Source organism: Acidovorax sp. FG42 (assembly GCF_057809195.1).
In genome coordinates this window covers 55,209-69,595 of record NZ_JBMDJM010000009.1, presented here as the reverse complement: position 1 = coordinate 69,595, position 14,387 = coordinate 55,209, and the positions used below count along the sequence as shown (strand labels likewise).

The 14,387-nt window shown below is 67.4% G+C and carries 15 protein-coding genes; 7 read left to right on the top strand and 8 right to left on the bottom strand.

The window, feature by feature from the left end:
- The first annotated feature begins 15 nt into the window (after nucleotides 1–15).
- Entirely contained in the window at nucleotides 16–1,569 is a 1,554-nt protein-coding gene (locus tag ACODSM_RS11485; protein ID WP_488805345.1) for a benzoate-CoA ligase family protein, read from the top strand.
- Nucleotides 1,566–2,396: an alpha/beta fold hydrolase gene (locus tag ACODSM_RS11480; RefSeq protein ID WP_488805344.1), complete on the top strand. Its 831-nt coding sequence runs from the start codon at nucleotides 1,566–1,568 to the stop codon at nucleotides 2,394–2,396. Before ACODSM_RS11485 ends, ACODSM_RS11480 begins: the two co-directional genes overlap by 4 nt.
- 60 nt (nucleotides 2,397–2,456) lie before the next feature.
- On the opposite strand, the gene ACODSM_RS11475 is transcribed toward ACODSM_RS11480, so the two are convergent.
- Nucleotides 2,457–3,149, bottom strand: a complete 693-nt coding sequence (locus tag ACODSM_RS11475; RefSeq protein WP_488805343.1) for a Crp/Fnr family transcriptional regulator — start codon at nucleotides 3,147–3,149, stop codon at nucleotides 2,457–2,459.
- A gap of 138 nt (nucleotides 3,150–3,287) precedes the next feature.
- Here ACODSM_RS11475 and ACODSM_RS11470 point away from each other — a divergent pair, with 138 nt between their 5' ends.
- The 3 genes from ACODSM_RS11470 to ACODSM_RS11460 are packed head-to-tail and all read left to right on the top strand — an operon-like array spanning nucleotide 3,288 to nucleotide 7,104.
- Nucleotides 3,288–4,280 (top strand): Bug family tripartite tricarboxylate transporter substrate binding protein, encoded by a 993-nt coding sequence (locus ACODSM_RS11470; RefSeq protein WP_309828753.1) that lies wholly within the window; start codon nucleotides 3,288–3,290, stop codon nucleotides 4,278–4,280.
- Nucleotides 4,281–4,290: 10 nt separating this feature from the next.
- Nucleotides 4,291–5,256 (top strand): 3-hydroxyacyl-CoA dehydrogenase NAD-binding domain-containing protein, encoded by a 966-nt coding sequence (locus ACODSM_RS11465; protein WP_488805342.1) that lies wholly within the window; start codon nucleotides 4,291–4,293, stop codon nucleotides 5,254–5,256.
- A 48-nt stretch (nucleotides 5,257–5,304) separates the two neighbouring features.
- Nucleotides 5,305–7,104, top strand: coding sequence for a feruloyl-CoA synthase (locus tag ACODSM_RS11460; protein ID WP_488805341.1), 1,800 nt, complete (start codon nucleotides 5,305–5,307; stop codon nucleotides 7,102–7,104).
- A 120-nt stretch (nucleotides 7,105–7,224) separates the two neighbouring features.
- On the opposite strand, the gene ACODSM_RS11455 is transcribed toward ACODSM_RS11460, so the two are convergent.
- The 4 genes from ACODSM_RS11455 to ACODSM_RS11440 form a co-directional block, all read right to left on the bottom strand.
- The gene (locus ACODSM_RS11455) at nucleotides 7,225–7,698 is read right to left on the bottom strand and encodes an HU family DNA-binding protein (protein ID WP_488805340.1); all 474 of its coding nucleotides are present in this window, start codon (nucleotides 7,696–7,698) and stop codon (nucleotides 7,225–7,227) included.
- 206 nt (nucleotides 7,699–7,904) lie between these two features.
- Complete coding sequence (gene trhA / locus ACODSM_RS11450; protein ID WP_060985638.1) at nucleotides 7,905–8,546, bottom strand: PAQR family membrane homeostasis protein TrhA; 642 nt, start codon at nucleotides 8,544–8,546, stop codon at nucleotides 7,905–7,907.
- 10 nt (nucleotides 8,547–8,556) lie between these two features.
- Nucleotides 8,557–8,715 carry a hypothetical protein gene (locus tag ACODSM_RS11445; RefSeq protein ID WP_172727655.1) on the bottom strand — a complete coding sequence of 53 codons (159 nt, stop codon included), beginning with the start codon at nucleotides 8,713–8,715 and terminating at the stop codon, nucleotides 8,557–8,559.
- Nucleotides 8,690–8,821, bottom strand: coding sequence for a hypothetical protein (locus ACODSM_RS11440; protein ID WP_255342784.1), 132 nt, complete (start codon nucleotides 8,819–8,821; stop codon nucleotides 8,690–8,692). The genes ACODSM_RS11445 and ACODSM_RS11440 overlap by 26 nt, the downstream gene beginning before the upstream one ends.
- A gap of 187 nt (nucleotides 8,822–9,008) precedes the next feature.
- On the opposite strand from ACODSM_RS11440, the gene ACODSM_RS11435 reads away from it, so the two are divergent.
- Nucleotides 9,009–10,013: a M14 family zinc carboxypeptidase gene (locus ACODSM_RS11435; protein ID WP_488805339.1), complete on the top strand. Its 1,005-nt coding sequence runs from the start codon at nucleotides 9,009–9,011 to the stop codon at nucleotides 10,011–10,013.
- Between the two features lies 1 nt (nucleotide 10,014).
- The gene (locus ACODSM_RS11430) at nucleotides 10,015–10,800 is read left to right on the top strand and encodes an alpha/beta fold hydrolase (RefSeq protein WP_488805338.1); all 786 of its coding nucleotides are present in this window, start codon (nucleotides 10,015–10,017) and stop codon (nucleotides 10,798–10,800) included.
- Nucleotides 10,801–10,806: 6 nt separating this feature from the next.
- On the opposite strand, the gene ACODSM_RS11425 is transcribed toward ACODSM_RS11430, so the two are convergent.
- From ACODSM_RS11425 to ACODSM_RS11415, 3 genes are all read right to left on the bottom strand, one after another.
- A complete protein-coding gene (locus ACODSM_RS11425; RefSeq protein WP_488805337.1) occupies nucleotides 10,807–11,559 on the bottom strand; it encodes an SGNH/GDSL hydrolase family protein in 753 nt (250 codons plus the stop codon).
- A gap of 115 nt (nucleotides 11,560–11,674) precedes the next feature.
- Nucleotides 11,675–12,979, bottom strand: coding sequence for an SPOR domain-containing protein (locus ACODSM_RS11420; RefSeq protein WP_488805336.1), 1,305 nt, complete (start codon nucleotides 12,977–12,979; stop codon nucleotides 11,675–11,677).
- A gap of 203 nt (nucleotides 12,980–13,182) precedes the next feature.
- Nucleotides 13,183–14,157 (bottom strand): YcjF family protein, encoded by a 975-nt coding sequence (locus ACODSM_RS11415; RefSeq protein ID WP_192420499.1) that lies wholly within the window; start codon nucleotides 14,155–14,157, stop codon nucleotides 13,183–13,185.
- Nucleotides 14,158–14,387 lie beyond the last annotated feature (230 nt).

Here is a 14,387-nt window from a genome sequence, read left to right as displayed (position 1 = left end):
CGACGGAGACACGCCATGAACAGCCTTCCAGAACAGTTCAATTTTGCAGAGCATCTGTTCGCCCTGAACCGCGCGCGGGGTGACCGCATTGCCTACATCGACGACCAGGGGACCCTGAGCTACAGCGCGCTGGAAGACCGTGCGCGGCGGCTGGCGGCTGTGCTGGCCAACGCCGGTGTGCGGCGCGAGGAACGCGTGCTGCTGCTGATGCTGGACACCAGCGACTGGCCGGTGGCGTTTCTGGGTTGTCTTTACGCCGGTGTGGTGCCGGTGGCGGTCAACACCCTGCTCAAGCCGGACGACTATGCCTACATGCTGACGCATTGCCGCGCGCAGGCGGCGCTGGTCTCTGGAGCATTGCTGCCGGTGCTGAACGACGCGCTGGCCCTGGCGCCCCACCACGAAGTGCGCGCTTGTGTGGTGTCGCAGCCGCAGGGCACGTTGGCTGCGGGGGCGGTGGACATGGAGGCCGCTATGGCCAGCACCCCCGCGCTCGCCGCGCCCGCGCGCACGGGGCCTGACGAGCCAGGGTTCTGGCTCTATTCCTCGGGCTCCACGGGCAAGCCCAAGGGCACGGTGCACACCCAGGGCAGCCTTTGGTGGACGGCCGAGCTGTATGGCAAGGCGGTGCTGGGTCTGACCGACAAGGACGTGTGCTTTTCCGCTGCCAAGCTCTACTTTGCCTATGGGCTGGGCAACAGCCTGACCTTCCCGTTGTCGGTGGGCGCCACGGTGGTGCTGATGGCCGAACGCCCCACGCCAGACGCCACGTTCGAGCGCTGGACGCGCCACCAGCCCACGGTGTTCTTTGGGGCGCCCACCGGTTTTGCCGGCATGCTCGCCTCGCCCCGCCTGCCTTCCCGCAGCGCGGTGGCGCTGCGCATGTGCTCGTCGGCGGGCGAGGCGCTGCCGGCCGAGATTGCACAGCGCTTCAAGGACCATTTCGGGTGCGACATCATTGATGGCATTGGTTCGACCGAGATGCTGCACATCTTCCTGTCCAACCGCCCGGGCGACGTGCGCTACGGCAGCACGGGCAAACCGGTGCCGGGTTACGAGATTTCCCTGCGCGGCGAAGACGGCAGCGAGGTGCCGCAGGGCGAGATCGGCGACCTCTACATCCAGGGCCCCAGTGCAGCGCTGATGTATTGGAACAACCGCGCCAAGACCCGCGAGACCTTCCAGGGCGCGTGGACCAAAAGCGGCGACAAGTACGTGCGCGATGCCGAGGGCTACTACACCTACGCCGGGCGCAGCGACGACATGCTCAAGGTCAGCGGCATTTATGTGTCCCCCTTCGAGGTGGAGGCCACGCTGATGCAGCACACCTCCGTGCTGGAGGCGGCCGTGATCGGCACGCAGGATGCCGACGGCCTGACCAAGACCAAGGCGTTTGTGGTGCTCAAAGATGGGCAGGCGGTCACACCAGATGAACTCAAGGCCTTTGTGAAGGAACGCCTGGCGCCCTACAAGTACCCGCGTCTGATCGAGTTCTTGCCCGAGCTGCCCAAGACAGCCACCGGCAAAATCCAGCGCTTTCGGCTGCGCGAACGGGAGCAGCGGGCGTGAATGCCAACGTCGCTGCACCCGGCCCCGTGGGGGGCACAGAGCGCGTGCCCGTGGTCTGGCGCAACCGCACGGTTCATATCGAGTACCAGTGGATAGCACCCGAGCGCAGCGACGCCCCCTTGGTGGTGTTCCTGCACGAAGGCCTGGGCTCGGTGGCGATGTGGAAGGACTTCCCGCGCCAGCTGTGCGATGCGGGCGGGCTGCGGGGGCTGGTGTTCTCCCGCCCCGCGTATGGCCGCTCCACCCCCCGGGGCGCGGACGAGGTGTGGGGCCCGGACTTCATGCACCAACAGGCACATGAGGTGGTGCCTGCATTCCTCGATGCACTGGGAGTGCAGGAGGCCGCCTGGCTGTTTGGCCACAGCGATGGCGCGTCGATTGCCTTGTTGATGGCCGCGCGCTGGCCGCGGCGCGTGCAAGGGCTGGTGGTGATGGCGCCACATATCTTTGTGGAAGAAGTGACGGTGCAGAACATCGAACACGCGCGGGAGGCCTACGAACAGACCGATCTGCGCCACAAGCTGGGGCGCTATCACGACGATGTGGATTCCGCCTTCTGGGGCTGGAACCGCATCTGGCTGAACCCTGCTTTCCGCGCGTGGAACATCGAGCCCGAGGTTGCCCAGATCCGCGCACCCGTGCTGGCCATCCAGGGCTGCGACGACGAGTACGGTTCCCTGGCGCAAATCCGGGGCATTGCCCAACGCGTGCCGGGCACCAAGCTGCTGGAGCTGCCGGACTGCGCGCATTCTCCGCACCGCGACCAGCCTGACGCGGTGGTGGCCGCTGCGGTTGCCTTCATCCAAGCGCACCACACTCCTGCATAGCTGCGGACGGGGCGGTGGCAGGGCAATAGCCCGTGCCCCCAGTGAGTCCAAGCGACAGCGCTATTCCACCTGGCGCCGCAGCCTTTCCAGGTCGGTGACGGTGATGCCGCCGTATTCAATCTCCAGCAGGCCCGCGGCCTGCAGCCGCTTCAGCGCCGCGTTGCAGCGCTGGCGCGACACGCCGGAGAGGTTGGCAATTTCCTCCTGCGACACCTGCAGGTGCGTGTCGCTGCCCGGGTGCAGCCAGGGGTGGAACAGGCCGGCGAGCGCACGGGCCACCTGGCTGTCGGTATCGAGCAAATGGTGGGCCGTGAAGTTGCCCAGAAACCAGTGCATGCGCTCGTTGATCTGGCGCAGCAGAAAGTGGTCAAAGCTGCGCTGCGTGGCGTGCAGCCATTCAAAGGTCTCCATCGGCACTAGCGCCACGCGGCTGGGGCGCAGTGCGATCACGTCGGCCGTGCGCGGCGTGCCGCGCAGCAAGGTGCCTTCGCCAAACCAGCTCCCCGCCGACAGCCCGCCCAGCGTGACCGAGCGGCCATCGCCGGAGGTCACCGTCCACTTCAGCAACCCCTCGATGGCGCCATACCAGTGCACCGGGGTGTGGCCGCGCCGGCACAGCGCGCTGCCCTGGAGCACTTCGACCTCGCGCACATCGTCCATCACCCGCTGCTGGGCGGCGCTGTCCAGGGCCGGGAACCAGGCGGAGTGCAGCAGCAGATCGGTGAGGGTAGGGGGCGCCAGTTTGACCAACATGGTGAGAGTGTCTCCTGCGCCCCCGGGTGCTGTACAGGCGCGTGCGCGTATTCCCTGAGTCCAAATGTCATCGCGATGACTGAGTGGCGCGGGGCTACAAAAAATAATGACCGCTCCATCCACAGGAGACACATGATGATGCACACGCGCCGCCAGTTCATGCACCACGTCGGTTGCGCCTCTGCGCTGGGGGCTTTGTCGCCACTGGCCGCCTGGGCGCAGACCATCGACCAGGTCAAGATCTTCTACGGCTTTCCTGCTGGCAGCGCGGGCGACAGCGTGGCGCGCAGGGTGGGCGAGAAGCTGGCCGCATCGCCCTACACCCGCAACCCTGCGGTGGTGGAAAACAAGCCCGGCGCGGGCGGCCGCATTGCGCTGGAGTCGCTCAAGGGCGCGCCTGCCGATGGCAGCGTGCTCACGCTGTCGCCGTTTTCGTGCACCTCCATCTACCCGCATATTTACAGCCGCCTGAGCTACGACCCGGCCAAGGACTTTGTGCCGGTGTCCATCGGCGCTGTCATGCACCACGGTCTGGCCGTGGGGCCGCTGGTGCCCGCCTCCGTCAAGACGGTGAAGGACTTTCTGGCCTGGGCCAAGGCCAACCCCGGGCAGGCGAACTACGGCTCGCCTGCAGCAGGCTCCACGCCGCACTTCATCGGTGCGCTGCTGGGCTTGAACAACGGCGTGGACCTCAAGCATGTGCCGTACCGCGGTTCCATCCCGGGGGTGACCGATGTGGTGGGCGGGCAGATCGCGTCGATGGTCACCCCCAGTGGAGACTTCATTCCCAACCACAAGGCGGGAAAGCTGCGGCTGATCGCCACCTCGGGCCAGGCACGGTCACCGTTTTCGCCCGAGGTCGCCACGTTTGCAGAGCAGGGCTTTCCAGAACTCACGACCGAGGAATGGTTCGGCTTTTACGCTCCGGCGCGCACGCCAGCGGCCGTGGTGGCCGCCGCCAACGCTGCCATCAACACTGCGATCAAGGACAAGGCCGTCATGGACAGCCTGGCTGTGGTGGGGCTCATCGCCAAAGGCTCTACGCCCGCAGAGATGTTGGCCTCGCAACAGGCCGAGTACGAGCGCTGGGGGCCGCTGGTGAAGAAGGTCGGCTTCACGGCCGAGTCCTGAAAGGTCTCGCATGGCACACACCGTAAAGCGCGTGGCCGTCGTGGCCACCGGCACCATTGGCGCCAGCTGGGCTGCGTACTTTCTGGCGCGGGGCCTGGACGTGGAGGCCACCGACCCATCGCCCGGGGCCGAGCAGCGACTGCGGGACGCCGTCGCTGCGCATTGGGTGGCGCTGGCGCAGCAGGGGCTGGCGCCCGGCGCCAGCCCGCAGCGCTTGCGCTTTCACGCGCGGCTGGAAGACGCTCTGGCACAGGCCGACTTTGTGCAAGAGAACGGACCCGAGCGGCTCGACTTCAAGCTGGACCTGTTCCGCCGCATGGATGCCGCGACCCCGGCGCATGTGGTGCTGGCGTCCAGTTCCTCGGGGCTGGCGGTGACGGACATGCAGCAGGATTGCACGCACCCCGGGCGCGTGGTGCTGGGCCACCCGTTCAATCCGCCGCACATGATCCCGCTGGTCGAAGTGGGCGGCGGCGAGCGCACCGCGCCCCAGGCAGTGGCTGATGCGATGGCGTTCTATGCCCACATCGGAAAGCGTCCCATCCAGGTGCGGCGCGAGATCAAGGGGCACATTGCCAACCGCTTGCAGGCCGCTCTGTGGCGCGAGGCCTTCCACCTGGTGGATCAGGGCGTGGCCACCGTGGAAGACATCGACACCGCCATCTCGCAGGGCCCTGGCTTGCGGTGGGCGCTGATGGGGCCGTTCATGAACCTGCACCTGTCGGGCGGCGACGGTGGCATCGCCCACCTGCTGGCCCACCTGGGTGGCCCCATCGAAAGCTGGTGGCAGGACCTGGGCGCCCCGTCCATGACCGAATCCTTGCAGCGCCAGGTGACCGAAGGTGTGGCGCAGGCGCTGGGTGACAGGCAGGCCAGCGATCTGGCCCGTGCGCGGGATGCCTTGCTCATCGAGCTGTTGTGCGCCAAGCAGGCGTCTGGGCTGCTCGGTCAACCTGATCCCGATCTCGATGCCTGAGGCATAGCGCCTCAGTGTTTGAACCTCCATCGCTCCCGAGAACCCACCATGTACCCAGCCTTTCTTGATGACGAGCGCCAGATTGCCCCGGCGCGCGCCGTGCGCACCCAGTTTGACGATGGTTCTTTCACGCTGCGCTCTCCCATGGCGCTGCAACCCTATGCCCGCTGCGTGGGGGAATGGCTGGAGCGCTGGGCCAAAGAGACGCCTGATGCCCTGGCACTGGCCGAGCGGAGCGACAGCGCAGAGGGCTGGCGCAGCCTGACCTATGCCCAGCTGCGCCGCCAGGTGGGCGCCGTGGCGCAGTCGCTGCTGGACCTGCGCTTGCCCGCCGGGCGGCCGATTGCCATCCTGTCCGACAACGCGGTGGACCATGCGGTGCTCATGCTGGCAGCCATGCATGTGGGTATCACCCCCTGCTCGCTGTCGAGCGCATACGCACGATCTCAGGACCACAGCCGCCTGCACGGCATGCTGTCGGTGCTGGAGCCCAGTCTGGTCTATGCGTCCGATGCCAGCGTCTATGCGCCAGCCCTGCAAGGCTGGGATAGTGGCGCCGTGCGCGTGTTCAGCCGCAACGCCGCTGCGTGTCCGGGGGCGCTGCCTTGGGAGCATCTGCTTGCCGGGCAGGAGACACCCCAGGTGCAGCAGGCCATGCAGGCGCTGCTGCCCGATGACCATGCCAAATACCTTCTCACCTCTGGCTCCACCGGCCGGCCCAAGGTGGTCATCAACACCCACCGTATGCTCTGCGCCAACCAGCAGATGATGGCCCAGGCATGGCGCTTTTTAGCGCATGAAAAGCCGGTGCTGGTGGACTGGCTGCCGTGGAGCCATACCTTTGGCGGCAACCACAACCTCAACATGGTGCTGTGCCACGGGGGCACGCTCTACATCGACGAGGGGCGGCCGATGCCGGGGCTCATCGACAAGACGGTGCGCAACTTGCGCGAGGTGCAGCCCACCATGCTGTTCAACGTGCCCCGGGGCTTTGACATGCTGCTGCCGTTTCTGGAGGCCGACGACCGCCTGGCCGCCGACGTGCTGGCGCGCATGCGTCTGGCCTTCTATGCAGCGGCGGCGCTGGCTCCATCGACCTGGCAGCGCCTGCAGGCCGTTGCCCGGCGCGTGCGCCCCGCGCAGCCGCTGTGGCTCACCACCTCGTGGGGCTCCACAGAGACAGCGCCCGCTGTCACCACCGCGCACTGGCACCTGGAGGGCGCGGGCTGCATTGGTGCACCCTTGCCGGGGTTGGAGCTGAAGCTGGTGCCCAACGGCAGCAAGCTGGAGATGCGGGTGCGGGGCGTGTCGGTGTTTGCGGGCTACCGCAATGCGCCGCGCGAGACGGCCGCCGCGTTCGATCACGAAGGGTTCTACCGCATCGGCGATGCGGGCTATCTGGTGGACGCACAGCAGCCAGACAAAGGCGTGGTCTTCAACGGACGTGTGGCGGAGGATTTCAAGCTGTCCAGCGGCAGCTGGGTGTCGGTGGGCACTTTGCGGGTGGACCTGGTGTCGCAACTGGCGCCACTGGTGCAGGACATCGTGCTCACCGGGCATGACCGGGATGAGGTGGGCATGCTGGTGTTCCCGTCTGCGGCCGGTGCCGCCGATGCCGCGCGGCTGGAGCAAGCGCTGCAGGCCGTGATGCGCGCGCGCCGCGATGCTGGTGTGGGGTCTTCGCAGTGCCCCACGCGGGCCATGGTGATGGACTCCGCGCCCGATGCAGATGCCGGAGAGATCACCGACAAGGGCTACATCAACCAGGGGGCGGTGCTCTCGCGCCGCGCGGCGGCGGTGCAGGCGTTGTATGCCCATCCTGCGGCGCCAGGGGCCATCATGGCCTGATTGCGCAAGGCCCAGGGCGTGCATGGGGGCGTCGTCGCGCAGCCGTTGCAAGCTCCACCAAAGAAAAAGGGGCCTTGCGGCCCCTGGTGCTGACGCAAGCGCCTTGCGGCGCCAGGTGCATCAGACGGTTGCGTCCTTCAGCTTCTTCAGGGCACGGGTCTTGATCTTGACCGAAGCAGGCTTGGCGGGGAACCAGCGCTCTTCACCCGTGAACGGGTCCTTGCCAAAGCGCTTCTTCTTGGCGGGCACTTGCTGCAGGCCGATCTTGAGCACGCCAGGCAGCGTGAACTCGCCAGAGCCCTTCTTGTGCACCGAGCCCAGGATGGCGGCTTCCAGCGCGGCCAGCACGGCCTTGGTGGCCTTGGGTTCCACGCCCGACTGTTCAGCCAGGTGGGCGACCAGCGTCGTCTTATTGAACGCGGTCTTGATGGGCTTCAGTGCAGCAGCGGCCACGGGCTTGGCGGCGGGGGCAGCAGCTTTCTTGGCGGCTGGCGCAGCCTTTTTGGCTGCAGGGGCGGCCTTCTTGGCGGCGGGTGCTGCGGCCTTGACGGCCACCTTCTTTGCGGGAGCGGGAGTTTTCTTTGCAGTTGCCATGATGTTTTTTCGTTGATTGGAATGACGATGGGCCCTGCCTCTGCGGGCGAGGACCTGCGTGATTTTAGGTGCGATAACGCCATGCGCGATAGGGCCTGCATGCTGCAGGTGTTTGCAGCCGTTGCATCGATGCGGCATCGCCTGCAGGTGCAGGGCCCGCGAGGCGGTCGCGCGCGCGTGCGCTGTGACCGTTTTTGGTGGCTTGGCTAGGTCACCGTCTGCAAGCCCAGTACCGCGATCACGTGGCAGCCCGTGCCTGCGATGACGCAGCCATGCCACACAGCGTGGGCATAGCGCACCACGGCGTCCATCACGAAAAACACCACGCCAGCTGTGTAGGCGGCCCCGCCGATGACCAGCCAGGCGGCACTCACGGCGGGCACATGGGCCATCAGGGGCAGGGCCGCCAGCAGCGCTACCCAACCCATCGCCACATACAAGACGGTGGAGAGCCAAGGTGCTGCGCGCCGCGTGCGCAACTGCAGCCAGCAGCCCGCCAGCGCCGCAACCCACACCAGCACCAGGGCCGCGATGTGGTGTCTGTGGCCTGGCGCACTCAGCGCAAACGGGGTGAAGCTGCCCGCAATGAACAGGTGGATCGCCGCATGGTCCAGCTGCAGCGCCCATTGCTTGGCCCGCCCCGGCGGCAGTGCGTGGTATAGGGTGGAGGCGCCATACAGCAGCGCCATGGTGGCCCCAAACACCAGCACGCCCCAGATGGCAGCAGGATGCGCGGCGGGGGCTGATTGCAGCAGCTGCGGCACGGCAAGGCAGGCGCCCACCAGCGCAGCACCGTGAAGCGCACTGTTCGCCACCTCTTCGTGCAGGTCCTGCGGCCGGTCGCTCACGGCGGTCTCGCTAATGGTGGGCAGGCGTGTGCAGCCGCTCGCGCCACAGCTGCCAGCGCGCGCGCTGCAGGGCCAGAAACTCCACCACGCCCCAGGCCAGTGCGCAGGCCAGCATCGCCCAGCCCATGGCCCAGCGGTAGGCCTCAGTCTTGCGCGATGGCGGGTACATCGTCGTGGTCCCAGCCGGTGGTGCGGGGCAGGTCCAGGCTCAGCCATCCGCGTTCATCGAACAGCTCATCGAGCAGCCGCTGCAGTCCGAACAGTTTCCAGAGCATGGTGCGCCTCTTCCAAAGGGTGGTAACTGCTGGCAAGGTAGCGCTGTTGTGTGACGGTTTCGCGTCGGTTCGCCCAAACCCCACAGGCCCACCGCGACGCTGTTCGTGCCGCGCCCCGGGCGCTATCCTCGCTGCTTGGCACGCGCTCTGGCGTGCCGTACACACCGACTTACCCCACACATTGAACATGCTGCCCGAGCTTGCGGCGCTGGAAAAAATCCTCGACCTGGGGGCGCCTCATCTGGAGGTGCAGGTCGTCCAGCAGGTGGCTGTGGCATCGGGACCGCAATTTCCCATCTATGCCATCGGGCTGGGCAACCCGGCGCTGGACGTGCCTGCGGTGGGGTTCTTTGGCGGCGTGCATGGGCTGGAACGCATTGGTGCCGAGGTGGTCATTGCCTACCTGCAAAACGTGGTCATGCGGCTGCAGTGGGACACCACCTTGCACCAGCAGCTGGAGCGTGTGCGCCTGGTCTTCATGCCCATCGTCAACCCTGGCGGCATGTGGTCTGCCACGCGCGCCAACCCGCGCGGTGTCGACCTGATGCGCAATGCGCCCGTCGATGCGGTGGACCCGGTACCCTGGGGTGTTGGTGGGCAGCGCGTGAGCGCGGGCCTGCCGTGGTACCGGGGCAGGCTTGGCGACCCCATGGAGGCCGAGAGCCAGGCGCTGTGCGACGTGGTAGCGCAGCAGCTGCTGGCGCGGCCGTTCAGCATTGCGCTGGACTGCCACTCGGGTTTTGGGGTGAAGGACCGGCTGTGGTTCCCGTTTGCCCACACCCGCCGGCCCATTCCGCACCTGGCCGAGCTGCATGCGCTGCAGGACATTTTTTTGCAGGCGCACAGCAACCACCAGTACATCATCGAGCCGCAGAGTGCGCAGTACCTTGCCCATGGCGACCTGTGGGATCACCTGTACCTGCAGGCCTGCCGTGAGGTGCCCGCGCACACCTTCCTGCCGCTCACGCTGGAGATGGGCTCGTGGCTGTGGATCAAGAAGAACCCGCGCCAGCTGTTCTCGCGCAATGGCATCTTCAACCCGCTCATCAACCACCGCCAGCAGCGGGTGCTACGGCGGCACCTGTCGCTGCTCGACTTTCTGTCGCGTGCGGCCTGCAGCCACGCACGCTGGGTGCCAGCGCCCGAGCAGCGTGCGCAGCGCCGTGCCGATGCCCTGGCTGCGTGGTACTGAGATGCCCGCGCGCCCACCACGCCAATGGATCTTGCTGCGCGGTCTGACGCGTGAGGCCGCGCACTGGGGCGCCTTTGGCGAGCGCTTTGCGCAAGCGGTGCCGGGCGACGACGTGCTGGCGCTGGACCTGCCGGGCAACGGCCAGTTCCACCATCTGACATCACCCTTGTCGGTACAAGGTATGGTGCAAGCCTGCCGTGCAGAGCTGGCACAGCATGCGGTGGCGCCGCCCTACCACCTGCTGGCCATGTCGCTGGGGGCGATGGTGGCCACCGAATGGGCGCGCGTGGCGCCCCACGAGGTGGCGGGCTGCGTGCTCATCAACACCAGCCTGCGCCCGTTCAGCCCGTTCTGGCACCGTCTGCAGCTGCACAACATCGCACCGCTGCTGCGGCTGGCCTGGCGGTGGCGATCTGCGGAAGCTGCGGAGCAGCTGGTGTGGCAGATCACCAGCCGCAGCGCACCATCCGCCGCTGCGGGCGCGGTGGCGCAGTGGGCCGCTGTGCGCAGGCAACGGCCCGTGTCGGCCCGCAATGCCGTGCGCCAGCTGGTGGCTGCAGCGCGGTACTGCGCGCCTACTGCCGCGCCTGTGGAGCGTGTATTGCTGCTGGGCAGCCAAGCGGATCGGCTGGTGTCCAGCCAATGCTCGCAGGCCATTGCGCAGGCCTGGGGGCTGCCGCTGCAGTTGCATCCGTGGGCGGGGCACGACCTGCCGCTGGACGACCCGCAGTGGGTCATCGATGCCGTGCTGCAGTGGCTGTCCAAGAGCGAGTCAACGGACGATTAACAAGGGCTACTGCGTGAGGCCATTCAACCCGCCTTGTGCCACCAGCTCGCGGTACCACTCGGCATAGCCCGCGCTGCTGGGGTGCAGGCCGTCAGCGGCATTCAGCTCCTGGCTGCGGGTCACGAACGGGTCCTGGTCGCGCGGCTTGAGCAAGCGCACATAGTGCACCTGCTGCGCGCTGGCCACCTCGCGCGCCAGGGCATGCAGCGCCTCGGACCGGCGTGACATGGCCCACGACAGGGGCGGCACAAAAAAGGGCGCGTGGCCCACGTTGCCACAAGGCATCAGCACCACCTGCTGCCCCTTCCGGCGTGCCAGCGCCACGGCCTGCTGTATCTGATCGCGCAGCGTGTCCTCGGGGGTGAAGCGGATAACGTCATTGCCACCCGCCAGCACCAGTACCAGGTCATAGCCGCCGTCTGCGCGCTCCAGCTGCTGCACCACGTCGCCAAACTTGGCGCCGTTGGCCGCCAGGTTGTCGATGCGCCATTGGGGATGGTCCTGGCCCATGCGCCCGGGCAGGCTGTCTGCTGCAGTGCTGGCCCCGGTGCCCACAGCGGTGCTGTCGCCCACCACCAGCACGCGCTGCGTGGGTTGTGGGGGCTGCGCGGTATAGGGGCGCGCGTCGCGGGCCAGGTCGGCGGCCGTCCACATGCGCCAGGGGGCACAGCCCGTCAGCAGCAGTGCGCCCGCAGCCACCGCGGCCAGGGTGGCCCACCGGCGGGTGGCATTGTGGTGCGGGGAGGTCTTTCGCGTCATGGTGCATGCGCCCAAAGTTGCTCTGGGCTCAGCGTACCTGCAGACTCGGCGACCCTGCGTCGGCGTCGGGCATTCGCGCGCGTAGGACAGAGCTACGCGCCGCATCCAGACGTTGCTATTGCTTGAACACGACGGCGTCCAGCGCCATCGCGCGGATCGCCTCGGCCGCGGCATCGGCCTGGGCGCGGGTGGCGTAAGGCCCCACCCGCACGCGGATGCGGCGGCCCTTGGAATTGTTCAGCTCTTGGCGGAACGCGGGCAGGCCTTCGTTGAGCAGGCGCGCCTGTGTCTTGCGGGCGTTGGCTTCCTCAGCAAACAGGCCCACGTTGATGTAGTAGCCCGGGGCTGTGCCCACCGTGGGCAGCGCGGTGTCGGCGCTGGATGCTGCAGCGGCTGGAGCCTTGGGCTTTGCGGATGCAGCGGGGCGGCTGGCGGCCTCACGGCGCGTTGGCGCCGGGGTGCTGGCCGCAGCCGTGGGGGTGCGGGTCGATGCTGCAGGTGGGGCGGGCTTGGGTGTAGAAGCTTTGGTGGCCGGCGTGGAGGCCTTGGCTGCGGCGGGCGGTGCAGAGGCCGGGGGCTCGGTCGATTTGGGGGCGGCAATGGCGGCGGCGGGGGGGGCGACTGCTGCAGGCGCGGGTGCCACAGGTGCGGGGACTGCTGCAGCAGCAGGGGCTGGGGTCGCTGCAGGCGCTGCGGTGGCCTCGGTGGCAGGCGTTGTGGGTGTGGCGGGCGTATGTTCGGCCTCCGGCGCCGGCAAGGCCCCCACGGGGTGGGTTGCAGAAGCGGCCTGGGCGGCTGCCGTGGCCTGCGCCACCGTCACGGCGGGCTCCAGTGCCAGCGGCTTCACGTCCGAGGGGGACAGTGCCAGGTAGGCAATCAGTGCGGCCAGGCCCAGCACGACATTCGCCAGTACCAGCACCTGCAGCCGCTTGCGCGAGCTGGCCTGCTTTTCGAGCAGCGCACAGGCTTCGGGCACGGTGCGCGATGCAGCCAGCGCACGCGCAATGCGTTTGCGGATGTCGGCGTACAGGATGGCGTTTCCGTACAGCCCCGGCACAGCAAAGGCCAGCACCGCAAAGGCGCCCAGCACGCCCAGTTCGATGCCCACGGGCCAGTGCAAGAACGAACGGCCCACGCCAAACACGATCAGTGCCAGACCCTCGGCCGCCGCTACGTAGACCAGCGCAGCTCCCCACAGCTGGCGAAACAGCATCCAGTTCAGGGTGCACAGGCAGGCGGCCCAGTTCCAGGTGGTGGTCGTGCGGCCCGTGTCGTCAAAGCGCTCGAACACCTTCAGGTAGTAGTCCGTGTTCACGGGCCCCAGGGCCAGGCGCGACATGGCGGCCATGGCGTTGTCGGACGGTGAATCGAGCGACATGGCCGGGATGATGGAGGCGACAGGATCCGTGTGGTCGAGCATGGTCGGATTCTGTCATGCACCGGGCGGTGTGTTACCTGCCGAATCGCAAGGTGCTGCGCGGCGGCAACGAGTGCGCGCAGCGTGGTGGCGCGCTGCGGGGCGTCCGAGCAGGCCACTACGTGCCTGTGGGACGGGTTTTGAGCCAAATCGGCTGCAAGCGCTAGTCGAATATGCGCAAGCAGCTATCAATTAAATAGCGTTCGCTATTTGCCCCGTACCAGGGCCATGATCTGGCCCGCGTCCAGCGTCGCTGCCTTCTGCTGAATTTGTGGCAAGTACTGCGTTTGCAGCTGCTTGGCGGGCGTGAGCAGGCCCTGAAAGGTCTCGCGCAGCATGGCCGTGCTCATGACCCGGCCACCGGCGTAATAGCGCTTGGCCACCTGCCCCAGCGCGTAGGTGGTGGCAAACGAAAACGCCATGCCTGTGGCAGCGCCGCCCAGCCCGCCGATGGTGCGGCCCGCCACCTTGCCCAGCAGGCCGCCCAGCAGCTTGCGACCAAATTGCTCCAGGTACTGCGACGTCATGCCCACGCCGGCAGCGGCGATGAACTCCTTGATGTGGCCCTGGTCCAGCTCCACCCCGTGGGCCTTGCCGATGCCGTAGACCATCTTCACCTGCAGCGGGATGATGGCCATCGACGCCCATGACTGCGGCAGCAGCTCCAGCGCGCCATTGAGCAGCGCATAGTTCAGGATGGATTGGTCCAGCTCTGCGTCCGAGGCACCTGCACCGACTGCTGCGGCCAGAGGCGCTGCCGCAGCAGTGGCCACCGGCACCGCCATCGGCACGGCCTTTTCGGCCACGTCCACCAGTGCATCGGCTTGCTGGTCAAACGCTGCCGTCTGCGGGTCGCCCAGCTGCAGGGCCGCCTTGAGGCGGGTCAGAAACTCGCGCTCCGCCGCGGTCTGGCGGCCGTCCACATCGCACACGCACACAGCCATCTCGTAGGCCAGCTGGCGGTGCATGGGCTCGCTCAGACCCTGCACGGCGGCCTGCACGCTGGTGCGCTGCAGCAGCACGTCCTGGTAGATGCGCGGCAGGTCGGCCACGCCCCCGTCGCCCGCGAGCGACTGGGCAATGCGGCGGATCTCTTCGCGTTCGGCATCGTCCTTGTTGCCATCGGCAAACGCGGCCAGAAGGGCGATGGTGAGGATGGATTTTTGCTGGTCCAGGGTCATGGTCGTCGTGCGGAAAAAAGGGGTGGGAGGGGTTGCACACTGCTTGCAGTGTGTTGTGCGGTGGCTTGTGAACAGGTTCTCAGGTGCAGTCTAGGCAATGCGGTTTCAACGCCACAGCGTGTGGGGGATTGATGGCGCGGGCTGTGTGGGGCGCCAGGGCTTCGGGTTTTCCCTTGGGTAGTTCGGCGACTGTGCGGAGGGCCATCGCTTGCCTACAGTGCTTGCCATCG